Origin of the sequence: Mycobacterium saskatchewanense, assembly GCF_010729105.1 — a bacterium.
Lineage (GTDB): Bacteria > Actinomycetota > Actinomycetes > Mycobacteriales > Mycobacteriaceae > Mycobacterium > Mycobacterium saskatchewanense.
This window is the reverse complement of sequence record NZ_AP022573.1, coordinates 3,974,468-3,999,411: the sequence shown is the minus strand read 5'-3', so window position 1 is coordinate 3,999,411 and position 24,944 is coordinate 3,974,468. Positions and strand designations below refer to the sequence as shown.

The window sequence follows — 24,944 nt, the reverse complement described above, 5'->3', positions numbered from 1 at the left end:
CTAGACCTCGACGAGGCCGATGTCCACGAACACGGTGCCGCTCAACCCGTCGGGCGCGGCGACGAACACCTCGACGACGGTGTCGGCGATCAGGTCTTCGACGACCCGAAGCGGCACGTGCACGGCGTCTTTCGCCCCGATCGGGAAGTAGCGCATCGGGGCGCCATCGCGCATGACCACGACGGTCACCAGCTCGTCGGTGCTGTTGCCGCCGCGGAAGTACACCGGCTGGGCAATCGACCCCGCCGGCACGACATAACGCAGCGACGCATCGAGCAGCGACGGCGCGTCGTACCCCTTGCCGTCGAACGCGAACGCTCCCTGCAGGAACCGTGGCGTGCTTTCGTCACCCATTCGAATCTCCCTCCCTCGGTTGTGCGGTATCGGCTCTGGACACCGACACCGCGCAGACTTTGAACGACGGCATCCGTGAATACGGGTCGAGCTCCGGGTTGGTCAGCCGGTTGATGTTGCCCGCCCCACCCCAGTGGAACGGCGCGAAGACGGTGTCCGGGCGGATACCGCTGTCCGTGCGCGCCGTCATCACGGTCTCGCCGCGGCGAGTCCTGAGGCGGACCTTGTCGCCGCTGGCGACCCCGACGCTTTGCGCCAGTGTCGGGTGCAGTTCGGCCACCGGCTCGGGCTCGCCCTCGGCGAGCTGCGGCACCCGGCGCGTCTGGGTCCCGGATTGGTATTGGCGCATCACCCGGCCGGTCGTGAGGTAGTAGGGGAACTCGTCGTCGGGCAGCTCGGGGGTGCCGCGGTGCTCGACGGGATGGAAATGCGCCCGCCGGTCGGGCGTCGGGAAGTCCTCTGTGAACAGCCGCGGCGTGTCCGGGTAGAGGGGGGACGGGCAGGGCCAGAACACGCCCTGGTTGTCCTCGATCCGCTGGTAGCTGATGCCCCGGTAGTCGGCCTTGCCGCCCTGGCTGGCGCGGGTCAGCTCCTCGAAGACCTCCTGCGGCTCGGCCGAAAAGCCTTGCACTCCCAGGCGCTTCGCCAGGTCGGCCATCACGTCGAGGTCGCTGCGCACCTCGCGGGGCGCCGCGAGCGCCGCCCGCCGCAGGATCACCCGGCCTTCGAGGTTCGTCATGGTTCCCGACTCTTCGGCCCACTGGGTGGTCGGCAGCACCACGTCGGCCAGTTCCGCCGTCTCGGACAGGAAGATGTCGGACACCACCAGGAAGTCGAGCGCCCCGAGCCGCTCGGCTACGTGCAGCGCGTTCGGCGCCGAGACCACGATGTTGGAGGCCACCACCCACAGCGCGCGGACGCCGCCGGAAGTCCCCATGGCGCTGAGCATTTCGTACGCCGACCGCCCGGGCTGCGGCAGATCGGCGGGGTTGACGCCCCAGACCCGCGCGACGTGGGCGCGGGCTTCCGTGTCGTCGAGCTTGCGGTAGCCGGGCAGCTGGTCGCTCTTCTGCCCGTGCTCGCGGCCCCCCTGGCCGTTGCCCTGACCGGTGATCGTGGCGAACCCGCTGTAGGGGCGGCCCGGCAGGCCGAGCGCGAGGGCCAGGTTGATGAAGGCCTGCGCGGTGTCGGTACCGGCGCTGTGCTGTTCGGCGCCGCGCGCGGTCAGGATCATCGCGCGGTCGGCCTGAGCCAGCAGGCGCGCCGCGGCCACGATGTCGCGCTCGGGCACACCGGTGATCCGCTCCACCCGGTCCGGCCAGTACAGCCGCACCGCGCGCCGCACCGCCTCGAAACCCGCGGTGCGATCCGCGACATACTTCTCGTCGATAAGCCCTTCGCGGGCAATGATGTTCAGCATGCCGTTGGCCAGCGCCAGGTCGGTGCCGGGCACCGGTTGCAGGTGCAGGTCGGCGCGGGCGGCGGTCGGCGTGCGCCGCGGGTCGACGACGATGTGCCGGGCCCCGCGGGCGCGGCCCTCGTCGAAGTACTGCATCGCCGGGGGCAGCGTTTCGGCGGGGTTGCTGCCGACGAGCAGGATGACATCGGCCCGCGCGATGTCGGACAGCGGGAACGGCAGCCCGCGGTCGATGCCGAACGAGCGGTTCGTCGCCGCGGCGGCCGACGACATGCAGAACCGGCCGTTGTAGTCGATCGCGGAGGTGCGCAGCGCGACGCGGGCGAATTTGCCGAACTGGTACGCCTTCTCGTTGGTCAGCCCGCCGCCGCCGAAGCAGCCCACCGCATCGCGGCCGTGGTCCGCCTGCGCCCGCTGAAACGCCGCCACGACCCGCTCCAGCGCCTCGTTCCAGGTCGCCGGCCGCAGCGGCGAACCGCGCTCGTCGCGCACCAGCGGGCCGGTCAACCGTTCCGGATGCCCCAGCAGTTCGGCCGCCGTCCAGCCCTTGGCACACAGTCCGCCGCGATTGGTCGGAAAGTCGCGCTGCGGCTCGAGGATCGGCTTTTCGGAGCTACCCCCCGATGCGTCCAGGGTGATGCCGCACTGCAGCGAGCAGTACGGGCAGTGTGTTTTCGTCGGCGCCGGCGCCATCGGCGATCACCGCTTAGCAGACGAGCGGGGCAGGCGCCCCGCCGTGCTCAGTTGACCTCCCATGTCGCCCTCCCGAATCGGCCCTCATTCCCGAAGTTACGGGGGCCGTGTTGCGGTGGCATTTCAGCGAATTGTCCGCGGGACTACCGCGGCCTCACCGCTCCGCGTCGCCGTCGATGAGGCGGGGCGGCGCGGCGCCGAACAGGAACGCGTCGAGCAGCTGGTTCACCCGATCGGGGTCTTCCAGGGCGGCGAGGTGCGCCACCCGGTCCAGCACGGTGAACGACGCGTGCGGGATCGAGTCCGCCATGGCCCGCGTCTCGGCGACCGGGAAGGTGGCGTCTTCCGCACCGGCGACCACGAGGACCGGCGCCTCGATGCGGCCGAGCAAAGCGTGTTGGTCCGGTCGGGCCGGGACGACACTGCGGATCGCCCACCGGGTCGAGTCGGCGTCGACCGCCCGCAGGTTGCGGCGGACGGTTTCGACCACCGTCGGGCGCGTGCGCAACGACGTCGGGCCGAGGAAGCCGCGAACGGCCGAGCGGGTCAGGGGCGGCCGGATGCCGCCGAGCGCCACGGCCGCCCACAGCATGGCCGCGTACTTCATCTTCTGGGGCGCCCCGGCTTTCGACGCCGTGCAGTTCATCAGCACGGCGCGGCCGACGCGCCCCGGGTAGCGGGCGGCGAACGTGGCGCCGATCATTCCGCCCCACGAATTGCCCACGAAGTGGGCGTTGTCGATGCCCAGCCCGTCCATCAGGTCGACGACGCAGCGCGCGCATTCGTCGAACGTGAACATTGCGCGCAGCGGCTCGCTGCCGCCGTGGCCGGGCGGGTCGATCAGCACCAGGCGGTTGCGGTTGCCGAAGCGGGTGGCCTGACCCGCCCACAAGTCGCCGGTCATCAGGAGGCTGGGCCACATCAGGACCGCCGGCCCGGTTCCCCGGCTGACCTGGACGCGGATCGTCCCGAGCACCGTGTCGAGGAACCTCACACCCAGCTGAACATCCCCGTCCTCCGGGATATCGGTCTTGTCGGTCACTCTGGCTCCATGCCCTCCTAACGCGCCCACCGCCGCCGCGGTTCATCCGCAACTTATCCCGTCGGCAAACAACCCGTGGGCAATACTTGACCGATGCCGAACAACGACGTTCACCCCGACCTGCGGCGCATCGCCCGCATCGCCCCCCGCCGCATGGTCGGCGCCCGGACCCTGCCGGTGATGCGCGCCGTCAGCGGGCTGACCGAGCGGCTGCGCGGAAGGGGGCCCGCGGAGGACGTCGAGGCGATCACGCTGAGCTCGGGCGTCGGGATCCGGTTGTTTCGCCCCGTTGGCGCGGCCGAGCCGGCGCCCGCGCTGCTGTGGATCCACGGCGGCGGGTACGTGATCGGAACGGCCGCGCAGGACGACCGGCTGTGCCGCCGCTTCAGCCGCCGGCTGGGCATCGCCGTCGCGTCGGTCGACTACCGGCTGGCGCCCGACCATCCCTATCCGGCGCCGCTGGAGGACTGCTACGCGGCGCTGACGTGGCTCGCGGGGCTGCCCTGGGTGGACGCCGGACGGGTGGCGATCGCGGGTGCCAGCGCGGGCGGGGGCCTCGCCGCGGCCCTCGCCTTGCTGGCCCGCGACCGGGGTGAAACCGACCCGGCGTTCCAGCTGCTGGCGTACCCCATGCTCGACGACCGGAGCTCGGCCAGACCGGAGAACCCCCGCTACCGGTTGTGGGACACCCGCAGCAATCACTTCGGCTGGACGGCGTACCTCGGCGGCGCGGACCCCCGCGTCGCCGTCCCGGGGCGCCGCGAGGACCTCGGCGGGTTGCCGCCGGCGTGGATCGGCGTGGGCACCCACGACCTGTTCCACGACGAAAGCGTCGACTACGCCCGGCGACTCGAAGGGGCCGGGGTGCCGTGCGGCCTCGAGGTGGTCGACGGCGCATTCCACGGATTCGACCTGGTGGTGCCGAAAGCCGCGGTGTCGCAACGATTTTTCGGCCGCCAGTGCGAGGTGCTGCGGTCCGCGCTGGCGCCGGCCGGCTGATCACATCGCGAAGTAGACGAGCTCGCCGCCGATGACCGTGGCCGCCACCATGCCGGCGTCGAGTTCGGCCAGCGCCGTCGCGGGCGGTTCGCTCAGCACGCACAGGTCCCCCGGTTGTCCGGCCTCGACGGTTCGCGGCAGGCCCGGCCGCTCCGGGCCGCCCAGGAACATCGTCAACGCCGCGCGCGCCGAGACGCGTTCGCCCGCGTTGAGGACGGCGCCGCTCGGGGTGGTGCGGTAGACCGCGGCGCGCATCGCCGTCCACGGGTCGCCGTGGCCGAACGGCATGTCGGTGGACAGCGCCGTCGGCACCGCCGCGGTGAGCAGGGACGCGACGCGCCACAGTTGGCCGTGCTCGTCGGCGGGGACGTCGGCGAGGTACTGATCGCCGCGCTCGGCGACGAAGTTGGGCTGGGTCACCACCGTGACGCCCAGCTCGGCGAGGTCGGCCAGGTTGTCGTCGGGCACCACGGCGGCGTGCTCGATCCGGTCCCGGGGATGGCCACCGGCCGCGCGCAGGGCCGCGATGGTGACGACGAGCTGGGCCGCTGTCACGCAGTGCACGGCGACCGGCTGGCCGATGTCGTGCCGGCCCATGATCCAGCCAATGAGTTCGTCGAGGTCGAGTCGGTCGTCCTGCAGGATCCTCTTTCCCGGGGCTAGGAAGGCCAGGCGGGGGCGGAACTCCCCGCGCAGGTGGGCCGCGCGCAGCGCTTCCGTGTCGGCGGCGCCCAGGTCGGGGGTGGCGTCGGTGACCCCGGTGACGCCGGTCGCGGTGATCCTGCGGCCAAGCTCGGCGAGGTCGGTTTCCCGCCACCCCAGCAGGTCCGACCAGCCGCGGTCGGCGCTGCGCAGGCGGCCGTCGGGATGCCCGGCCAGGCCGACGCGGCCGAGCGCCTCGGAGTTCAGGATCCACAGCGCGCCGCTGCGGTGCTGCACGCGCACGGGCACGTCGCGCACGACGGCGTCCAGTGCGGCCCGGTCGAGCTCGCCGGCGACCGATTCGTGATAGCCGACGGCGCGGATCCACCCGTCGGGGCCCGGGGTGGCGTTCGACAGCAGTTGCGCCAGCTCGGCTTCGGTGCTGACGCCGGGCGGTCCGACGAAGAACGAATTCAGGGCGGAGGCGGCCGAGCGCACGTGGACGTGGTGGTCGTGCAGTCCGGGCAGGACGGCACCGCCGCCGGCGTAGAGGACCCCCTCGCCGGCGCGCGCCTCGAGCCCCTCGCCCACCTCCTCGATCCGCTCGCCCACCCGCAGGTCGGCCGTCCTGCCATCGAGCAGGGCTGCCCGCTTGATCAGCATGCGGCGCAACGTCGTCGCGCGACCAGCCGGTGCACGGCGACGTTGTCCGCGCCGAGTGCGCCCGCCGGTTCGACCGGCGGAGGCGCCACCGGCGGCGGGGCGGGGCACTGCGCGACCGACGGTTCGGCCGGCAGCGCGGCATAGGTGGCGGCCACCGCCGCCATCGAGACTTCGATCAGCTCGCCACCACCCCGGGTCAGCGAATCATGGAGCGCGGCAAAGGCTTCCAGCCCAGTCAGCGGGTCGGCGACGGCGTCCCCGCAGAACACCGGCCCCGCGGCGCTGGCCCCCACCAGGCCGCCGGCCACCGCGGCGTCATCGCCGAAGGCCGGTCCGCCGCCCCAGGATCCGACGATGCGCAGCCAGATTCGCCCCCGCCGGGCCGCCGCGTCCGCCGGCCCGAGCCGGCGCCGCGCCAGCGCCGCCGGGCGCGAGCCTTCGATCACGATGTCGGCGGCCGCGAGCAGTTCGCGCACCTCGTCGGCCTCCGCATCGAAATCGATGCCGTACATCAGCTTTTCGCTGTTGACCCAGTCGAAGAAGGCTCGGCTGCCGTTTCGGGTGCCGTCCGGTCGGCGCGGGCTTTCGACCTTCACGACCGTAGCACCGGCCCGGGCCAGCAGCCGCCCACACAGCGGACCCGCCCACATCGACGACAGGTCGGCCACCAGCAAGTCGCTCATCTGGCGTCCCGCCGCCCTGGCGCCCAGCCGGCGTATCCGTGGCGGGCTGGCGACGACCTCGCCCAGGGCAGCTGCCGGGATGTCGAGCAGGCGCGCCCGGTCGACGGCCGTAGAGGTGAAACGCGTTGCGGCCCAGCGCTCCAGCGCCGGCCAGGGATCGGTCCCCACGTCGTCGGCCTGCACCAGCGCGGGCACCGCCGCGACGTCGTCGGGGCGGGAGAGTGTGATCGCGCACCAGCTATCGCGGGCCTCGAGCATCCGGGTGGCGCCGCCGGCCGACACCCGTCCGCGCCGCCCCAAACCCAGCCACGCGGCCCGGCAGGTGAGCTCGGCGGCCGCATCGATCGCGATGCCGCTGCGCGCGACCGCGGCGGCCACGGCCTCGGCGCGGGCCAGCACGTTGGCGCGGGAGAAGTCCGGGGGCCCGTCGGGCAAGCCCGTCAGGTGGGCCAGCCCGCTGCTCCCCCAGCGACGCGTCGCGCGGTTCATCTCGCCGAGAGTAACCCCGGGCGCGCCTCGCCCCGCGGCCGCACGGCCCGGGCCTCAGAAGTGCAACGCGCTGAACCGCCAGTCCAGCACCGGGCGGTCCGCCACACCGGAACCGTCGCCGACCGCGTGGACGACCGATCGCAGCGCCAGCACGCCGCCGCGCTCCGCGGGTTCAGCCGACTCGACCCGCAGCTCGCTGTACAGCGTGTCCCCCTCGTGGACGGGACCGGTGTGATCGCAAGACTCCCAGCCCAGCACCGTCGCCAGATTGGGCAGCAGCCTGCTCGCCTGCGCCAGCGCGATCCCGATGGTGTGCCCGCCGTACACCAGCCGGCGACCGCCGACCCGCGAATCATGATGCGTTGCCGCGATGTTCGCCGTCAGCCGGGCCAGCTCCGGGGCACCGCTGACCACGTCGCCGGTGCTACGCAGCACGAGACCGGCCATGGCCGGGTCGAAATGCGGGCCCGGGACCCTGCTGCGGAAGGCGTCCCCGTCCCAGTGGGCGGTGGGGTCGGCGGCCGGCCCGGCCGCGTCGGCGCCGATGACCGACAGGTCGTCGCCGAGCTCGTCGGAGGGACGCCAATCGGGGCTCGCCGGCAGCATCGCACACCGATAGAAGTCGAGCACCAGCCGGTCGGCCTGGTCGATGGTGATCATGCGCAGCGCCGCCATCCCCGTCGGCGCCCGGCCCGGCTTCGGCGAATTGGCTCGCAGCCCAACCACTTCCGTGCGTGTGTAGATGGTGTCGCCGACGACGGGGAAGCGGTGGAACGTGAGGCCCCGGTAGAACAGGTTGGCCTTGACCCGCTGGGTGGCCAGGGTCGACTGCCCGATCGCGACGTCGCACACCAGCGCGGGGTGGGCCAGCGGCCCCGGCACGCCGGTGACCGCGGTGCACAGGACGGCGTCCAGCGCGAGGCGCAGCCTATCCCCCACGATCGACTGGTGCGTGGCAGCCAGTCCCGACGACAGCGTCACCGAGGGAGCCCAGTCAAACACTTGGCCAACCGACAGGTCATCGAAGAAGGGGCCGCCCTCGCGCTGGCCCGCGTAGCCGCTGTGCACAACGCCACATGCTGGCAGGCGCGCGGGGTGGGTGCAATATGGCGTGCGTGAATGAGGAAGAGGAGATGTTGGTCGCCACGGTGCGGGCGTTCATCGACCGTGAAGTCAAGCCGACCGTCCGCGAGGTCGAACACGCCAACACCTATCCGGAAGCGTGGATCGACCAGATGAAGCGGATTGGCATCTACGGGCTGGCCATCGGCGAGGAGTACGGCGGGTCACCGGTGTCGATGCCGTGTTATGTGCGGGTCACCGAGGAACTGGCCCGCGGCTGGATGAGCCTGGCGGGTGCGATGGGCGGACACACCGTGGTGGCCAGGCTGCTGACGCTGTTCGGAACCGACGAGCAGAAGAGCGCCTACCTGCCGCCGATGGCGACGGGCGAACTGCGTGCCACCATGGCGCTGACCGAACCCGGCGGCGGTTCCGATCTGCAGAACATGTCGACGACCGCGCTGCCGGACGGTCCGGACGGCTTGCTCATCAACGGGGCCAAGACGTGGATCAGCAATGCGCGCCGCTCCGGGCTGATTGCGCTGCTGTGCAAGACGGATCCCGAGGCCACACCCCGCCACATGGGGGTCTCGATCGTGCTCGTAGGGCACGGCCCGGGCCTGACAGTGTCGCGGGACCTGCCCAAGCTCGGCTACAAGGGTGTCGAGGCGTGCGAGCTGTCGTTCGACGATTTCTCCGCGCCCGCGTCGGCCATCCTGGGTGGCGTTGCCGGGGAAGGCTTTTCGCAGATGATGAAGGGCCTCGAGACCGGCCGCATCCAGGTGGCAGCCCGCGCCCTGGGCGTCGCGACGGCGGCGCTCGAGGACGCGCTGGCGTACGCCGGGCAGCGGGAGAGCTTCGGTCAGCCGATCTGGAAGCACCAGTCGATCGGCAACTACCTGGCCGACATGGCCACCAAGCTCACCGCCGCCCGCCAGCTGACCCGGTACGCCGCCGAGCGCTACGACAGCGGGCAACGCTGCGACATGGAAGCCGGGATGGCCAAGCTGTTCGCCTCGGAGGTCGCCATGGAGATCGCCCTCGACGCGGTGCGCATCCACGGCGGCTACGGCTATTCGACCGAATACGACGTCGAGCGGTACTTCCGCGACGCGCCCCTGATGATCGTCGGCGAAGGCACCAACGAGATCCAGCGCAACGTGATCGCCCGGCAGCTGGTCGCCCGGGGCGGGATCTGACCATCTAAATCCCGGACCGGCGTCGGCCCCTGCTGTATATTTGCCTGACTTCGAGGAAAGCCGGGTGCCATGAGTTATCCCCCAGGGCCGTACCAGGGTTCACCGGAATGGCAGGGCCAGCAACCCGGCTGGCCGGGCCAGCAGCCGGCGGGTTGGCCGGGTCCACAGCCGGGCTGGCAGGGGCAGCGCGAGCCCGACAACTACCTCGTGTGGGCGATCCTGTGCACCGTCCTGTGCTGCCTGCCGTTCGGGGTCGTCTCGATCGTCTATTCGACCAAGGTTTCCGGCCTGTGGGCGCAGGGGCGGTACGCCGAGGCCCAGGCGGCGGCCAACAATGCGAAGAAGTGGGCCATCATCGGGGCGATAGTGGGCGCGGTGGCCGCCGTGATCGGCGCCATCCTCTACTTCGGCCTCATCGTGTTCGCGATCTCGAACGCGCCGTCGAACGTCACCACCACCTACTCCGGTTACTGAGCCACCGCGTCCACCAGCCCCCAGGACAACGCGGTAGCCGCGTCGATGGTGCGTCCCGTCAACACCAGGTAGGCGGTGCGCCAACGGCCGATCCTGCGCGTGACGCTGACCGTGCCGCCGGCCCCCGGGATCAGGCCCAGCGCAAGTTCGGGTAGTCCGAACAGCGAGTCACGTTGCGCCTCAACCCATCCGCAGAACGCCGCCATCTCCAGCCCGCTGCCGAGCACTCGGCCGTGCACCTCGGCGCGGCAGGACCGGCCCAGCCGGGCGGCGAGCGCGTCGAGCGCCAGGGCCGGGCTGTGCCGGGTGCGGGCCAGGTGCGCGCTGGCCGGGTCGGCCAGGCTGCCGAACTCGGCGAGGTCACCGCCGCTGCAGAACGACGGGCCGTTGCCGCGCAGCACGATTCGGGTCACCGACGGGTCCAGCCGCGCGACGGTGAGCGCCTCCAGCAGCGCAGCGCGGGCATCCGTCGAGAAGGCGTTGTGCCGCTGCGGCCGGTTGAACGCGACGACAACGGTGTCGCCGTCGCGCCCACAAAGGACCGGCTCGGCGATGTCCGGCATGCGCGCCGGGCCGCGGTCGGCGAGCCACCGCGCGAACTCGGGGCCGCCCTGCAGCGTCGAGTACGCCAGCGACTCGGTGATCACCCCGGCCGACGCCGGGCCGGCGGGATCGATCGCGCGCAGCACGTCGTCGCACACGCTGCTGGCGTGCGGCCAGCGTTCACAGCGCAGCGCCAGCTCGGCCAGGGCGTCGGGCAACGACGCGACGGTGATCGCCCGCCGGTCGTCACACGGGTCTTCGGTGAGCGTGAAAGTGGCGTGATCGAGCCAATATTCGGGCGCGCGACCGATCGCACCGGCGCCGACCACCACGCCTGGCGGCGCAACGTCATCGGGCGGCGGCGGCGCGCTCAGATCGATGACGCGCAGTGTCACACCGAGTACTTCTCGATCAGCCCGTTCTTGTACAGCTTGCCGGTATCGGTCCGCGGCAGCTGCGCCTCGAAGGCGATCGACCGGGGACATTTGTAGTGCGCCAAGCGGTCTCGCAGCCACGCCGTCAGCTCGTCGGCGAACTCTGCGGTGGCGTCGCCAGGGTCGACGGTCTGCACGGCCGCCATCACCCGTTGGCCCATCTCGTCGTCGGGAACACCGAACACCGCCGCATCCAACACCTTTGGATGGGTGACCAGGAGGTTCTCGGTCTCCTGCGGGTAGATGTTGACCCCACCCGAGATGATCATGTGGTGGCGCCGGTCCGTGAGGTAGAGGTAGCCCTCGTCGTCGAGGTAGCCGACGTCGCCGACCGTCACCCAGCCGCGCCCGTCGCGTGAGGCGGCGGTCTTCGCGTCGTCGTTGAGGTATTCGAAGGAATAGCCACCCGCGAAATAGATTTCACCGGGCTGGCCCGGGGGCAGCTCGTTGCCGTCCTCGTCGAGGATGTGGATCTCGCAGGCCATCGGTTTGCCGACCGACCCCGGATGAGCCAGCCACTCCTCGGCGCTGATCAGGGTCGAGCCGATCGCCTCCGAGGAGGCGTAGTACTCGTCGATGATCGGGCCCCACCAGTCGATCATCTGCTTCTTGATCTCCACGGGGCACGGCGCCGCCGCGTGCATCACCCGCTGCAGGCTGGACAGGTCATACGAATTGCGCACGGCCTCCGGAAGTTTGAGCATTCGGGTGAACATCGCCGGGACGAACTGGCCGTGCGTGACCCGGTGGCGCGCGATGGCGTCGAGGCAGCCTTCCGGGTCGAACTTCTCCAGGACGACCGTGGTGACGCCGCCGGCCTGCGCGCTCATCGACCACACCGACGGCGCGGTGTGGTACAGCGGCGCGGGGCTCAGGTAGATCGAATCCGGGTTCATCCAGAAGCTGACCAACGCCGACATCATCCCCGGCGCCTCGGCCGGCGAGACGTGCTGCAGTTCGCGTTTGATGCCCTTCGGCCGGCCCGTGGTGCCCGACGAATACTGCAGCAGGTCGCCCTCACGCTCGTCGTCGATCGGGGTGTCCGGCTCGCCGGCAACGCATTCCGGGTAGCGCTGCCAGCCCTCGAGGTCGGGTTCTCCCTTTTCCGAGGCGATCAACAGCAACGCGGGCAGGCCGCCCGGCAGGTGCTCGGCCAGGTTCTCGCAGGTCTTGCGCAGCGCGGCCGACCCGATGATCGCCTTGGCGGCGCTGTTGTCGATGATGTACGCGGCCTCGGCCGCGGTGAGGTGAGTGTTGATGGGGACGTAGTACAGGCCACTGCGGCGAGCTGCCCACATCACCGCATGGATGTGCTCGTTGTTCTCCATGAGGATCGCGACGGCGTCGCCCTCGCGCAGCCCGGCCCGCCGGAAGTGGTGCGCCAGCCTGTTGGCGCGCGCCTCGAGTTCGTCGAAAGTGACGACCGTGCCGGAGGGGTGAAGGACGATGGCGGGCTTACCCGAGCCGCAATGGTCGCGAATCTGCATGCGCAGACTGTACCGCCGCGAAACTTGACGGGTGTCAAGTGGTCCCGCTCAGCGGGCAACGTTACCGGGACTCGGCCAGCCGCTGCTTGAGCGCCTCGAACTCGTCCTTGACGCCGGTGGGCAGCTTGTCGCCGACGAACTCGAACCACTCCTCGATCAGCGGCACTTCCTGGCGCCATTCGTCGGCGTTGACCGCCAAGGCCTGCGCGACGTCGGCGCTGTCGGCGTCGAGCCCGTCGAGGTCCAGGTCGTCTGCGCTCGGCACCACACCGATCGGGGTGTCCTGGCCGCCGGCACGGTGCTCGATGCGGTCGACGATCCACTTCAGCACGCGGCTGTTCTCACCGAAGCCCGGCCACAGGAACTGGCCCTCGTCGCCGCGGCGGAACCAGTTGACGAAGAACACCTTCGGCAGCTTGGACTCGTCGGAGTTCTTGCCCAGGTCCAGCCAGTGCTGGAAGTAGTCAGCGACGTGGTAACCCAGGAAAGGCAACATGGCCATCGGGTCGCGGCGCACGGTGCCGACCTTGCCCTCGGCGGCGGCGGTCTGCTCGCTGCCCATGGTGGCGCCCATGAACACCCCGTGCTGCCAGTCGCGGGCCTCGGTCACCAGCGGCACCGTGGTCTTGCGGCGGGCGCCGAACAGGATGCCGGAGATCGGCACGCCCTGCGGGTCGTCCCACTCTGGCGCCAGGATGGGGCACTGCGACATCGGCGTGCAGTACCGCGAATTCGGGTGGGCGGCCTTGGTTTCCGTCTCGCGGAGGTACCAGTCGTTGCCCTTCCAGTCGATCAGGTGGTCGGGCTCGCCCTCCAGGCCTTCCCACCACACCTCGTCGTCGTCGGTCAGGGCGACGTTGGTGAAGACGGTGTTGCCGGCGGCGATGGTGCGCATGGCGTTGGGGTTGGACTTCCAGTTGGTGCCCGGCGCCACCCCGAAGAAGCCGAACTCGGGATTGACCGCGTACAGGCGGCCGTCCTTGCCGAACCGCATCCAGGCGATGTCGTCGCCGAGCGTCTCGGCGCGCCAGCCGGGGATGGTCGGCTGCAGCATCGCGAGGTTGGTCTTGCCGCACGCCGAGGGGAAGGCCGCGGCGAAGTAGTACGCCTTGTTCTCAGGGGAGATGAGCTTGAGGATCAGCATGTGCTCGGCGAGCCAGCCCTCGTCGTGGGCCATCGCCGAGGCGATGCGCAGCGAGTAGCACTTCTTGCCCAGCAGGGCGTTGCCGCCGTAGCCGGAGCCGTAGCTCATGATCTCGCGGGTTTCCGGGAAGTGGGTGATGTACTTGGTGTCGTTGCAGGGCCACGGCACGTCCTGTTGGCCCGGCTCCAGGGGTGCGCCCACGGAGTGCAGCGCCTTGACGAAGAAACCGTCGTCGCCGATCTTGTCCAGGGCGGCCTTGCCCATCCGGGTCATGACCTTCATCGAGACGACGACGTACTCGGAGTCGGTGATCTCCACGCCGAGCTTGGGGTCGTCGGCGCCGAGCGGGCCCATGCAGAACGGCACCACATACATGGTGCGGCCGTGCATGCAGCCGCGGTACAGATCGGTCAGGGTGGAGCGCATCTCGGCGGGATCCATCCAGTTGTTGGTGGGCCCGGCGTCGATCTCGCGCTCGGAACAGATGAAGGTCCGCGACTCGACGCGGGCCACGTCGGACGGGTCCGACAGCGCCAGGAAGGAGTTCGGGTACTCCTTGGGGTTCAACCGCTTGAACGTGCCCGCCTCGACGAGCTGGTCGGTCAGCCGCTTCCACTCCTCGTCGGATCCGTCGGTGAACACCACCCGGTCGGGTTGGGTGAGCTCGGCGACTTCGCGTACCCACGCCAGCAGACCCGGGTGATTGGTAGGCGCGGTATCCAGTCCCGGAATGGTGGCTGAGGTCATCGAAGTCTCCTGAATTCGTCTCTGTACTCGGGCTTCTGTGGCTTGCGTATGCACTCGCCCACACAACTGTTCCTATGGTGGCGTTAACTACAGGTTATCGCGGACGCCTTGTCGGGGAAGTCTCGGGCGGGTATAAGCCTTCTCACAACAACGATTCAGAAGCGTCACCGATCGTCACCCGTCGTCGCCATCGTCGCTCCTCAGGCCCGGTTTCTCGGCCACGTCCGCGCCGGGGGCCGCCGAAGGGATCTTGAGTTCAGGTATACCCGGTTCGCCGAGTTCTGCACGCACGGCGTCCAGCGCGGCCTTTACTGTGGGCATCTCGCGGTCGCGCGTCGCGGCCGCCCGCGCCGCCGCGACGGCGTGCTCGCGCAGCTCGCCGTCGATCGCGGTGACCTGGGCGGACACCGTGGTGTTCTCGGCCTCGTCGCGTGCCGTCGCCGCCGCGCTCAGCGCCGTCTCGGCGACGAGGACGCGGGTGGCGACGAGCTCGTCGACGACCGAGCGCAGCGACGACGTGGCGTCGCCCACCCAGCGGTCCAGCAACCCGCGATCGTGCAGTAGCGCACGGATGTGGACCACCATCAGCGTGACGGCCAACCCGACCGCCGCGCAGGCCGCAGCGGCGGCGACGGCGACCGCGGGGCTCAGCTTGGCGGCCACGCCGCCAACCAGCCGGCCCAGGGTCAGCGCCACCCCGAGCCCGAATCCGGCGCCGAGCAGCGTCATCAGCCACGCCTCGTGCCGCCGGCATTTCAGGGGCGGGGAAGAGACCTCGACAGCCGGCAGGTCCTGGCCGGCCGGCAGCGCGACCGGCGCGCCCGTCGCTTCGACCATTTCGGTGAGCTCCGAGAGCTCCGTGGAAATGCCCTCGCCGACCTCGGCGACCACGTCGTCGAGCCGGGCGCGCGTGTGCGCTTCGAAGCCGGCCATCTTCCGCCGCGACAACCCCGCGACTTCCTCCTGCAGTTCTGTGCGCACCGACGAACAACGGTTGCGGGCGAAATAGGACAGCTGGACGCGAGCCTGCTGAATCTGGCCACGCAGCGTGATGCTGCGCTCCGTCCTGGCCTCGCGCCGCTCCCGCAGCGCCGTGCTGCGCTGCTCGCGCAGCGCGTCGACCCGCGCCCGCCGGCCGGCGCCGTCCGCGTCGCGGTCGAACCGCCGCGCGGCCGTCAGGAGCCGGGAATCCCACGCCCGCAACCTGTTCCGGCGCGGGTTGTCGGGATCGGCGAGCCGACGGGAGACCACCTCGACCAGGCCGTCGACGTCCGGTTCGCCGAGATCGGGGAGGGCGGCCGCCCCCACCCACGGCACGTCGGCATACCGCGGGGCGTGGGCGGCCAGCGCGTCGCGGTTGGCGTCGACCAGGTCGCGCCAGCCGCGGTGCACGTCGATCTTGGACACCACACCCACCACCACGTCGGTGTTTTCGGCCGCGGCGTCGAGCAGGGCGCAGTCGGACGCCGCCAGCGGGGCCACCGCGGAGACGACGAACACCACCGCCAGCGGCGCGTCGCCCGGCCCCAGGTCCGTCGATTCGACGAACTTGCACTGGGGCAGCCGTTCGCGCAGCGCAGCGGCCACCGAGCTGACGCCCGCCAACCACGGGCCGGCCACCAGGACCACGTCGCGGCGATTGACCGCGGGTGGACCCAAGTCGGGGCCGATGGCCGCCACCAGCGCGTCCACCTGCGCGATCGGGTCGACAGAGTCCTCGACGCTCATGGCCCCTCCCCGGGCAGCGTCCGGCGGGAACGCGACCACAGCCGCATCGATCCCCTCACGATGTCCGCACCACAGGCACGCTGCACCGGGCCCACCGAGCCGCGGCTGTAGCGCTGCCATCGCGCGGCGGCCTGGAGGTGCTCGGCCGGGTCGCCGCCACCCGCGCCGATCTCCAGCCCGGCGGCCTCGGCCATATCGGCGGCCGCGGCCATCCGGGCGATGACCGCGTCGTCACCGGCGAGGAACGCGGTGATCCGCTCGCCGTTCACGTCCCGCGAGACGGCCCCAGAGACCGCCCCAGAGACCGCCAGCGCCTCCAGCTCCGCGACGGCGTCCAGGACGCGCCGGTAGCGCAGCTCGGCCCCGGCCGCCGCGATCGCGCGCAGGACGTCGTCCGCCCCACCCATGCGGTGCAGGAGGGCCCGCACCTGGCCCGACGTCCGGCCCTGCCGGACCGCCACCATCGCCAGGGCCACGCCGAACAGGTCCAGCCTGTCGAGCAGGCGTACCCGCACCTCGGTGGGAACGGGACAGTCCGCCGACAGAAACTCCGAAAAGGAACCGTCCAGGCAGGTCCCGGGCTCGTCGGCCAGCGTCCGCAGCGCCGCCCACAACCCGCCGTCGAGGTCGTCCAGCGTGGCGACCGTCAGCAGCCCGATCATCGGCCGCACCGCGACGCCGGCCAGGGCGGAGAGCTCCGCGCACCGGCGCCGCGCCGCCGCGATGGGCCCACCCGACGCCCTGGCGCCCCGGTCCGAGAGCGGACCGATCAGGTCGGCCTTGTTCAGCACCCCTACGACGGGCCGGTCCGCGGCGGCGATCGCGTCGACGTCTTCGGCCTTGAAGACCTCCGCGGTGGCGTAGACGAGGACATCGGCCGGACCGGTCGTCACCGCGATCCCCCAGGCCCGGCCGGCGCCGCCCAGGGCCCGCTCGACCGTGCCGCGGCCGACACCCGGCCGCCCATGGACGGCCACCCGCAGGGGCGCGGCGGTCCGCTCGGCGACTGCCGTCACGCGCGGGTCGGCGTGCGCGGCGGCGAACCGCGTCAGCCCCTCGGCGAAGATCTGGTGTCCCCGTCCCCTCATGTCCCGCCCGTTCCGTTCGATACGTTCCGGCCAACCTTGCCACCACCGTCGGTCACACCGATCGTGGCACCCGACACGCCGAGATGCGAGCCACCGCGAGCCGCCGTCTGGTAGCAGGCGAAGACAACTGTTGGATATCAATCTGGACCAGGGGCGGCTACATCGGGAGTTCATGGGCCACCATGGACAAATGCGTGCGCAAACCGGTGTGGGGCGGGGTCCCGGCACGCCGGTGGGAGGGGAGGCCTGTTCAGCCGCGGTCTCCGCACCGGAACCGCCCGACGCGGACCGCAGCGAGCAGCGCTACCTGCCGGCCAGCACCTTTCGTTCGCGTCGTTCGGCGCTCTCCGACGCGCAGCGCCAGACCTGGGAGCGGCTCTGGCCCCGGCTCGGCCTGTCGGTGGGTACGCCGGCCCCCGGTGAAGCCGGCCCGGAGCCCGTCGACACCCGGGCGTGGTTCGGTCGCCAGGCCCCGGTGGTGCTCGAGATCGGCTGCGGCACCGGCACATCCACGTTGGCCATGGCACAGGAGGAACCCGGCGTCGACGTGATCGCGGTCGAGGTCTACCGGCGGGGGCTTGCGCAGCTGCTCTCCGCGATCGACCGCGAACGGGTCGGAAACATCCGGCTGATCCGGGGGAACGCGATCGTCGTCCTCGAGTATCTGATCGCGCCGGCCTCGCTGACCGGCGTTCGCGTCTTCTTCCCCGACCCGTGGCCGAAGGCGCGCCACCACAAGCGCCGGTTCCTGCAGCCGAACACGGTTGGCCTGATCGCCGACCGGTTACTCCCTGGTGGTGTTTTCCACGCCGCGACGGACCACCCCGGTTACGCCGAGCACATCGCCGAGGTCGGCGAGGCCGAGCCGCGGCTGCGCCGGGTCACCGCCGAGACCGCGCTCCCGATCTCGGTGGTGCGACCCACCACCAAGTACGAGAGCAAGGCACACCAGGCGGGCAGCGCCGTGACCGAATTCCTCTGGCAGCGACGTTGAAAAGGCGGTGACCATGAGCCTGACGGAAGAAACCGCACCGGAGTCCGCCCGGTCGGCGGAACCTGTCGCGCCGCCGGCGGTGCTGTCCGACGAGGCGCTGGGCAGTTTCTCGCCCGGCGGCCGCGTGCTGCTGGTGTGGGACGCGCCCAACCTCGACATGGGCCTCGGCTCGATACTGGGACGCCGCCCCACCGCCCTGGAACGCCCCCGTTTCGACGCTCTGGGCCGCTGGCTGCTGGCGCGCACGGCAGAGGTGAGCGCCACCCGGCCGGGGGTCGTTATCGAACCCGAGGCAACCGTGTTCACCAACATCGCGCCGGGCAGTGCCGACGTGGTCCGGCCGTGGGTCGACGCGCTGCGTAACGTGGGATTCGCCGTCTTCGCCAAGCCGAAGATCGACGAGGACAGCGACGTCGACCGCGACATGCTCGAGCACATCGAGCGGCGCCGCGAGGAGGGGCTCGCGGCGCTGGTGGTGGCCTCCGCCGACGGTCAGGCGTTTCGTCAGCCGCTCGAGGAGATCGCCCGTGGCGGCATCGCTGTTCAGGTGCTCGGATTTCGCGAACACGCCAGTTGGGCGCTAGCGTCGGATACCTTGGACTTTGTCGACCTGGAAGATATCGCGGGTGTTTTCCGGGAGCCATTGCCGCGAATCGGCTTGGATTCGCTGCCCGACCAGGGGGCGTGGCTGCAGCCGTTCAGGCCGCTGTCCGCCCTGTTGACCGCGCGTGTGTGAGACTGGGAAGCCAATGCGCGGGTCACTACTGATCCAGTAAGGAGCTCACGTGTTCGCCTGGTGGGGTCGAACTGTGTACCGGTATCGGTACATCGTAATCGGGGTCATGGTGGCTTTGAGCCTGGGTGGCGGTGTGTTCGGGATGAGCCTGGGCAAGCACGTCACGCAGAGCGGTTTCTACGACGACGGCAGCCAGTCCGTGAAGGCCTCGGTGCTGGGTGACCAGACCTACGGTCGCGACCGCACGAGCCACATCGTCGCCACGTTCACCGCCCCCGACGGCAAGACCGTCGACGACCCGGCGTGGCGGCAGAAGATCGTCGACGAGCTCAACAAGTTCAAGAACGACCACCCCAACCAGGTCGTGGGCTGGGCCGGCTATCTGGCGCTGTCGAACCCCGCCGACGCTCCCCCCCTCATCAAGGGCATGGCGACCGAGGACAAGAAGCACACCTTCGTCAGCATCCCGTTGAAGGGCGACGACGACGACACCATCCTCAACAACTACAAGGCGATCCTGCCGGACCTGCAGAAGCTCGACGGCGGCACGGTCCAACTGGCCGGCCTCGAGCCGATCGCCAACGCCCTGACCGGCACCATCGCCACCGACCAGCGCCGGATGGAGGTGCTGGCGCTGCCGGCCGTGACGGTGGTGCTGTTCTTGGTGTTCGGCGGCGCGGTCGCCGCGGGCCTCCCGGTGATCGTGGGCGGGCTGAGCATCGCCGGCGCCTTGGGCATCCTGCGGCTGATCGCGGTGTTCGGGCCGGTGCACTTCTTCGCCCAGCCCGTCGTCTCCCTGATCGGGTTGGGGCTGGCCATCGACTACGGGCTGTTCGTGGTGAGCCGTTTCCGGGAGGAGATCGCGGAAGGCTACGACACCGAGGCCGCTGTGCGCCGCACCGTGATGACGGCGGGTCGCACCGTGACGTTCTCGGCGGTGCTGATCATCGCCTCGAGTGCCAGCCTGCTCGTGTTGCCGCAGGGGTTCGTGCATTCGCTGACCTATGCGATCTTCGCCGCGGTCGGACTCGCGGCGCTGCTGTCGATCACGTTCCTGCCGGCTTGCCTGGGCATCCTCGGTCGCCACGTGGACGCGCTGGGCGTGCGTACGGCGTTCCGCGTGCCCTTCCTGCGGAATTGGAAGGTGTCGCGGGCCTATCTGAACTGGCTGGCGGACCGGCTGCAGAAGACGAAGACCCGCGAGGAGGTCGAGGCCGGGTTCTGGGGCAAACTCGTCAACTTCGTGATGAAGCGCCCGCTGGCGTTCGCGATCCCCATCGCCGTCGGCATGATCCTGCTGGTGATCCCGCTGGGCAACCTTTCGTTCGGGGGCATGAGCGAGAAGTACCTGCCGCCCAACAACCCCGTCCGTCTGGCCCAGGAGCACTTCGACAAGCTGTTCCCCGGGTACCGGACCGAGCAGTTGACGGTGGTGATCGAGAGCACCAACCACACCAAGGTCACGGACCAGCAGGTCGCCGACATCCGTAACAGGATCGCGCCGATCACCGGGTTCACCGACAAATCCTGGGAGGAGCGGCCCTGCCCGACGATCGCCGGCAACCCCTGCGTCACCGGCCCGAACGGGACGTCGCAGCCCAAAGACAACACGGTGCGGGTGATCCAGAACGGCCTGTCCAATCGCGGTGACGCCGCCAAGAAGATCGACGAGCTGAGGGCCATATCCCCTCCGAAGGGGATCAACCTGTTGATCGGCGGCACGCCGGCGCTCGAGCAAGACAGCATCCACAGCTTGTTCGACAAGGCGCCGCTGATGCTGGTCCTGTTGCTCAGCGCGACGACCTTATTGATGTTCCTGGCATTCGGATCGTTCGTGTTGCCGATCAAGGCCGTGGTGATGAGCGCGCTGACGCTGGGCTCCACCTTGGGCATCCTGACGTGGATCTTCGTCGACGGGCACTTCGCCTCCTTACTCAATTTCACGCCGACTCCGCTGATGGTGGTGCTGATCGCGCTGGTCGTCGCGGTGGGTTTCGGCCTGGCGACCGACTACGAGGTCTTCCTCGTGTCGCGGATGGTCGAGGCGCGGGAACGCGGCATGTCGACCGCGGAGGCCATCCGGATCGGCACAGCGACCACCGGCCGCCTGATCACGGCGGCCGCGCTGGTCCTTGCCGTGGTCGCCGCCTCGTTCGTGTTCTCCGATCTCGTCCTGATGAAGTACCTGGCGTTCGGCCTGATGGCGGCCCTGCTGCTGGACGCGACCATCGTCCGCATGTTCCTGGTGCCCTCGGTGATGAAGCTGCTCGGGGACGACTGCTGGTGGGCCCCGCGCTGGGCGCGGCGCCTGCAGAACAGGATCGGGCTGGGCGAGATCGACCTGCCCGACGAGCGCAAGCGCCCCACGTTCAAGGGGGGCCCCGCGCGCCCGCCGGTCGCCGCGGCCAGCCTGGCCGCCGCGCCGTCGCGTCCCCCGCGCGACCCCACGCATCCCGGCGCGCTGGAGCCGTCGCGGGCGCGGCCGGTCACCCCGTCGGAGGCCCGCCCCGGCCCCGCGCCGACGTCGTCGGCGCCCGGCGGCAACGGCGCTCCCGGTCAGGCGCGGCCCGCGCAGCCGACCGAAGCCAAGACCTCCCGCCTGACGGCACCGGGACGGGAACGACCCGCCGGCCCGGGTGCGGCCCAGCCCGCCACGCCGGTGGCACCGACGCCGCCGCCACCGCCGTCGGACGGCCAGACCCGCGCCATGCCGGTCCCATCGAACCGCGACAACAACGTCGGCGCGGCGGATCCCACCGCGGCGCTGCCGGTCATGCGCCCGGAGGGCTCGGAAGGCAGGGACTCCGACGCCGCCACCGAGAAGCTGAACGCTCGCGGACAGGGCGAAAACGGTGACCCGTCGCGTCAGCGCCGCCGCGCCAGCTCGGGCGGCGGGGGCCTGTCAGCCCAGGATCTGCTGCGACGCGAGGGTCGGCTGTAGGGGTCGCGCGCTCGGTCGCGGCCTGCTTGCCCCCGCGACCCGCCTTCCTGCCCGGCGACCCGCCTTCCTGCCTGCCCGCCCCGCGACCCGCCTTCCTGCCCCGCGACCCGCCTTCCTGCCCCGCGACCCGCCTTCCTGCCTGCCCGCCCCGCGACACATAAATCACGCACACGACGCGCCGGAAGAGTCAGCAGTCGTTTATGTCTCGTCGCGCGGCAAGGCGCCTTCCGGGCTGTCCGGCTCGGCCTGCACGATAGCGGTGTCGTCGGACTCCTCGGTCTGCTTCTCGGCTTCAGCGGCGGGATCCTTGGCGAGCAGCACCTGCACCGCGTTGTTGAGGAACGCCACCGTCGGAACGGCCAGCAGGGCGCCAACGATACCGGCGAGCACGCCGCCGGTGGAGATGGCCAGCACCACCGCCAGCGGGTGAATCGACACCGCCCGGCCCATCACCAGCGGCTGCAGTATGTGGGCCTCGAGCTGGTTGACGGCGATCAGCACCCCGAGCGTGATCAGCGCGTAGACGACGCCCTTCGCGAGCAGGGCAACCACGACGGCCAGGAAACCGGCGACCACGGCCCCGACCAGCGGCACGAAGGCGCCAAGGAACACCAGGGAGGCCAGCGGCAGGGCGAGCGGGATGTGCATGATCGCCAGCCCGGTGCCCACACCGGCGGCGTCGGTCAGGGCGACCAGGAAGGTGGCCCGCACGTACCCGATCAGTGAGCTGTAGCCGGCGCTGCCCGCCTCGAGCACCCTTTCGCGGACGTCGGTGGGGAAGATCTTCGTCACGTACAGCCAGATGTTGCGACCGCCGTACAAGAAGAAGATCAGGGTGAACAGCACCAGGACGGCCGCGGTGACCAGCTCGGTGATGGTCGCCGCCGTGGCCAGCGCGCCGCTGGTCAGCTTCGACTGGTTGTTGTGCACCGCCTCGATCGCGGCGTTGCCGGCGTTATCGATCTGTTCGCTGCGCAGATGCGCCGGCCCCTGGATCAGCCAGCGGCGGGTGGAGTCGATGCTGCGGCTGATCTGTTCGGTCAGGCCGGGTAGGCCGTCGATGAACTGGTTGATGACGAACGCGAGGATGCCGCCCAGGATTCCGAAACCGCCGAGCAAGACCAGCGCCACCGCGCCGCCCCGCGGCAGGCCGCGCCGGTCCATCCAGTCGACGACGGGTACCAGCAGCGCGCTGAGCAGCAGCGCCACCAGCACGGGGACGACGATCACTTCGAGTTTCTCCACCACCCATAGCAGAGCGAGGAATGCGGCGAGGATGACGAGCAGGCGCCACGCCCAGGCTGCGGCCTTGCGGACCAAGGGTTCGACGGACGCGTCGTCGAGGTTTGCCGCCATTCGGCAAGCCTAGTGACGACCGCGAGCGCGGCGAAGCCGGGCGCGGCGGGTCGGCACGGGGTTTACATGGGGTTGTCAGGCCTACGCGGGGCTGGCACGATCCGGTTACGACCCCGACACAGTCGGAACTGCGCCGCGATCCCTCCCCCACCTGCACCGTTACCCTAAAACACGTGTCGCACGACGCACCCGTCCGCAAGCTCGACTTGCCACGCGAGGAGACCCCGCGCGGCAAGTACTGGTGGCTGCGATGGGTGATCCTCGGCATCGTCGCCGTCGTCCTCGCCGTCGAGGTCTCGCTGGGCTGGCGCCAGCTGGCCAAGGCGTGGATGAGCCTGTACGAGGCGAATTGGTGGTGGCTCCTCGCGTCGGTGGTGGCGGCCGCCGCGTCCATGCACAGCTTCGCCCAGATCCAGCGCACCCTGCTGAGGTCCGCCGGGGTGCATGTCAAGCAGTTGCGGTCGGAAGCCGCCTTCTACGCGGCCAACTCGCTGAGTACCACGCTGCCGGGCGGGCCGGTGCTGTCGGCCACGTTCCTGCTGCGCCAGCAGCGGCTGTGGGGCGCCTCGACGGTGGTGGCGTCGTGGCAGCTGGTGATGTCGGGGGTGCTGCAGGCGGTCGGGCTGGCGCTGCTCGGCCTGGGCGGCGCCTTCTTCCTCGGCGCCAAGAACAATCCGTTCTCGCTGCTGTTCACATTGGGCGGCTTTGTCGCGTTGCTGATCCTCGCCCAGGCCGTGGCGTCGCGCCCCGAGCTCATTGACGGGATCGGGAGCCGAATCCTGGCGCGGGTCAACTCGATTCGCGGCAAGCCGGCCGACACCGGGCTGGAGAGGTGGCGCGAGACGCTTCGGCAGCTGGAGTCGGTCAGCCTGGGCCGGCGGGACATGAGCGTGGCCTTCAGCTGGTCGATGCTGAACTGGATCGCCGACGTGGCCTGCCTCGGCTTCGCCGCCTACGCGGCCGGCGATCACGCGTCGGTCGCCGGGTTGACGGTTGCCTACGCCGCCGCCCGGGCGGTCGGGACGATACCGCTGATGCCCGGCGGGCTGTTGGTGGTGGAGGCCGTCCTGGTGCCCGGCCTGGTATCCAGCGGCATGTCGCTGCCCAGCGCCATCTCGGCGATGCTGATCTACCGGCTGATCAGCTGGCTTCTGATCGCCGCCATCGGCTGGGTGGTGTTCTTCTTCGTGTTCCGCACCGAGAACGTCACCGTCCCCGAGGACGACGACACCGATCCGACGGCGCTAGCGGTCCCCGACCCCGACCCGACCGAGCCCGCCCTGCAGGGTCCGCTGCCGCCCGACCGCAAGCCTGAGGACGCTTAGCCGACGGAATTGCCGCGCGGCGGCCCCGACAGCGGACTGCCGGCCGTCGGCGGGACCGTCCCCGTGCCCCCGATCGTGACCCCCGGCGGGATGGCGGCGGGCGGGCTGGCCGCCGCGCCGGCGGGGCCACCCGGCGGCAGAGCGCCGCCCGGCAGTCCGGCTGCCGCGCCCTGCGCCTGCTGCATCATGCCCATCGCCTGGGTGGGTGAGATCGGCAACTTGCACTGCATCGACAGGTTCGTCAGCGGCTGGGCGATCGACGTCATGTCCGCGGCGACCTTGGGGTTGGCCTCGAAGTAGGACTTGATGCCGGTCAACGACTGCGGCCCCGCCTGCTGCTGCAGCATCGACGTCATCGTCTGGTTGGTCTCGGGATGGGAGTCCAGGTAGTCGCCCATCGACTTGGAAACCGAACCGATCGTCCTGGCGACCTCGCTGGCCGCACACGGGTCGTTGGCACCCGTCGCGAACGGTCCGGCCAGCAAAGCGACGGCGGCGGCCGGCAACCCCACCAGCGTGGTGGCGATCAACCCGGTGCGGAGCCGGCGGCGGCCGGTCACGGTACCTGTCGTCATGGATCACTCCTTAGCTGCGAAGACCCGCCGGATGATGACGCCTCGCGAACGGCTGCGATGAACGGCCCCATGTCGCGGAGTTGCCCTGCCCCGCAGACCATCCGACATACTGCCATCCGCCCCATACCA

20 protein-coding genes are annotated in these 24,944 nt (G+C 70.6%); 7 read left to right on the top strand and 13 right to left on the bottom strand.

All coding sequences use genetic code 11. The annotated features are described in order from the left end of the window. The 3 genes from G6N56_RS28465 to G6N56_RS18800 form a co-directional block, all read right to left on the bottom strand. A complete protein-coding gene (locus tag G6N56_RS28465; protein WP_169717551.1) occupies positions 1 to 354 on the bottom strand; it encodes a molybdopterin oxidoreductase in 354 nt (117 codons plus the stop codon). Continuing rightward, positions 347 to 2,464 carry a molybdopterin oxidoreductase family protein gene (locus tag G6N56_RS18805; protein WP_169717550.1) on the bottom strand — a complete coding sequence of 706 codons (2,118 nt, stop codon included), beginning with the start codon at positions 2,462 to 2,464 and terminating at the stop codon, positions 347 to 349. The genes G6N56_RS28465 and G6N56_RS18805 overlap by 8 nt, the downstream gene beginning before the upstream one ends. Before the next feature lie 154 nt (positions 2,465 to 2,618). After that, complete coding sequence (locus tag G6N56_RS18800) at positions 2,619 to 3,386, bottom strand: alpha/beta fold hydrolase (protein ID WP_085258064.1); 768 nt, start codon at positions 3,384 to 3,386, stop codon at positions 2,619 to 2,621. Between the two features lie 213 nt (positions 3,387 to 3,599). Here G6N56_RS18800 and G6N56_RS18795 point away from each other — a divergent pair, with 213 nt between their 5' ends. Further along, positions 3,600 to 4,505, top strand: coding sequence for an alpha/beta hydrolase (locus G6N56_RS18795; RefSeq protein WP_085258046.1), 906 nt, complete (start codon positions 3,600 to 3,602; stop codon positions 4,503 to 4,505). Here G6N56_RS18795 and G6N56_RS18790 read toward each other — a convergent pair whose 3' ends face one another. The 3 genes from G6N56_RS18790 to G6N56_RS18780 are packed head-to-tail and all read right to left on the bottom strand — an operon-like array spanning position 4,506 to position 8,050. Next, a complete protein-coding gene (locus tag G6N56_RS18790; protein ID WP_085258045.1) occupies positions 4,506 to 5,810 on the bottom strand; it encodes an amidohydrolase family protein in 1,305 nt (434 codons plus the stop codon). It abuts the gene before it with no gap. Beyond that, on the bottom strand, positions 5,804 to 6,982 hold the full coding sequence (locus tag G6N56_RS18785; protein WP_085258044.1) for a CoA transferase: 1,179 nt from the start codon (positions 6,980 to 6,982) through the stop codon (positions 5,804 to 5,806). Before G6N56_RS18785 ends, G6N56_RS18790 begins: the two co-directional genes overlap by 7 nt. A gap of 54 nt (positions 6,983 to 7,036) precedes the next feature. Continuing rightward, positions 7,037 to 8,050, bottom strand: a complete 1,014-nt coding sequence (locus G6N56_RS18780; protein ID WP_085258043.1) for a MaoC family dehydratase — start codon at positions 8,048 to 8,050, stop codon at positions 7,037 to 7,039. Between the two features lie 47 nt (positions 8,051 to 8,097). Between G6N56_RS18780 and G6N56_RS18775 the strand changes: the two genes are divergently transcribed. Beyond that, positions 8,098 to 9,243, top strand: a complete 1,146-nt coding sequence (locus G6N56_RS18775; RefSeq protein WP_163645140.1) for an acyl-CoA dehydrogenase family protein — start codon at positions 8,098 to 8,100, stop codon at positions 9,241 to 9,243. Between the two features lie 69 nt (positions 9,244 to 9,312). Continuing rightward, entirely contained in the window at positions 9,313 to 9,717 is a 405-nt protein-coding gene (locus G6N56_RS18770) for a CD225/dispanin family protein (protein ID WP_085258041.1), read from the top strand. Here G6N56_RS18770 and G6N56_RS18765 read toward each other — a convergent pair. The 5 genes from G6N56_RS18765 to G6N56_RS18745 all read right to left on the bottom strand — a co-directional run bounded on the left by G6N56_RS18765 (position 9,711) and on the right by G6N56_RS18745 (position 16,888). Continuing rightward, complete coding sequence (locus G6N56_RS18765) at positions 9,711 to 10,655, bottom strand: enoyl-CoA hydratase/isomerase family protein (RefSeq protein ID WP_408632629.1); 945 nt, start codon at positions 10,653 to 10,655, stop codon at positions 9,711 to 9,713. The two genes, G6N56_RS18770 and G6N56_RS18765, sit on opposite strands and share 7 nt — an antisense overlap. Beyond that, positions 10,652 to 12,181, bottom strand: coding sequence for a fatty-acid--CoA ligase FadD4 (gene fadD4, locus G6N56_RS18760; protein ID WP_085258039.1), 1,530 nt, complete (start codon positions 12,179 to 12,181; stop codon positions 10,652 to 10,654). Before fadD4 ends, G6N56_RS18765 begins: the two co-directional genes overlap by 4 nt. A gap of 61 nt (positions 12,182 to 12,242) precedes the next feature. Beyond that, positions 12,243 to 14,072 carry a phosphoenolpyruvate carboxykinase (GTP) gene (locus G6N56_RS18755; RefSeq protein WP_085258038.1) on the bottom strand — a complete coding sequence of 610 codons (1,830 nt, stop codon included), beginning with the start codon at positions 14,070 to 14,072 and terminating at the stop codon, positions 12,243 to 12,245. A 174-nt stretch (positions 14,073 to 14,246) separates the two neighbouring features. Further along, positions 14,247 to 15,800 carry a hypothetical protein gene (locus G6N56_RS18750; protein ID WP_085258063.1) on the bottom strand — a complete coding sequence of 518 codons (1,554 nt, stop codon included), beginning with the start codon at positions 15,798 to 15,800 and terminating at the stop codon, positions 14,247 to 14,249. Continuing rightward, positions 15,797 to 16,888, bottom strand: coding sequence for a hypothetical protein (locus tag G6N56_RS18745; RefSeq protein WP_085258037.1), 1,092 nt, complete (start codon positions 16,886 to 16,888; stop codon positions 15,797 to 15,799). Before G6N56_RS18745 ends, G6N56_RS18750 begins: the two co-directional genes overlap by 4 nt. Before the next feature lie 190 nt (positions 16,889 to 17,078). Between G6N56_RS18745 and trmB the strand changes: the two genes are divergently transcribed. From trmB to G6N56_RS18730, 3 genes are read left to right on the top strand one after another with little or no spacing between them, the layout of a single operon-like run. Then, a complete protein-coding gene (trmB, locus tag G6N56_RS18740; RefSeq protein WP_085258036.1) occupies positions 17,079 to 17,882 on the top strand; it encodes a tRNA (guanosine(46)-N7)-methyltransferase TrmB in 804 nt (267 codons plus the stop codon). A gap of 13 nt (positions 17,883 to 17,895) precedes the next feature. Beyond that, positions 17,896 to 18,618, top strand: coding sequence for an NYN domain-containing protein (locus tag G6N56_RS18735; protein ID WP_085258035.1), 723 nt, complete (start codon positions 17,896 to 17,898; stop codon positions 18,616 to 18,618). Between the two features lie 49 nt (positions 18,619 to 18,667). Further along, a complete protein-coding gene (locus tag G6N56_RS18730) occupies positions 18,668 to 21,559 on the top strand; it encodes a trehalose monomycolate exporter MmpL3 (protein ID WP_085258034.1) in 2,892 nt (963 codons plus the stop codon). A gap of 198 nt (positions 21,560 to 21,757) precedes the next feature. Here the strand turns inward: G6N56_RS18730 and G6N56_RS18725 are convergent, their stop codons facing one another. After that, positions 21,758 to 22,915 (bottom strand): AI-2E family transporter, encoded by a 1,158-nt coding sequence (locus G6N56_RS18725; RefSeq protein WP_085258033.1) that lies wholly within the window; start codon positions 22,913 to 22,915, stop codon positions 21,758 to 21,760. A 173-nt stretch (positions 22,916 to 23,088) separates the two neighbouring features. Between G6N56_RS18725 and G6N56_RS18720 the strand changes: the two genes are divergently transcribed. After that, a complete protein-coding gene (locus G6N56_RS18720; protein WP_085258032.1) occupies positions 23,089 to 24,240 on the top strand; it encodes a lysylphosphatidylglycerol synthase transmembrane domain-containing protein in 1,152 nt (383 codons plus the stop codon). Here G6N56_RS18720 and G6N56_RS29190 read toward each other — a convergent pair. After that, positions 24,237 to 24,815, bottom strand: a complete 579-nt coding sequence (locus G6N56_RS29190; protein WP_085258031.1) for a hemophore — start codon at positions 24,813 to 24,815, stop codon at positions 24,237 to 24,239. The genes G6N56_RS18720 and G6N56_RS29190 overlap by 4 nt on opposite strands. Positions 24,816 to 24,944 lie beyond the last annotated feature (129 nt).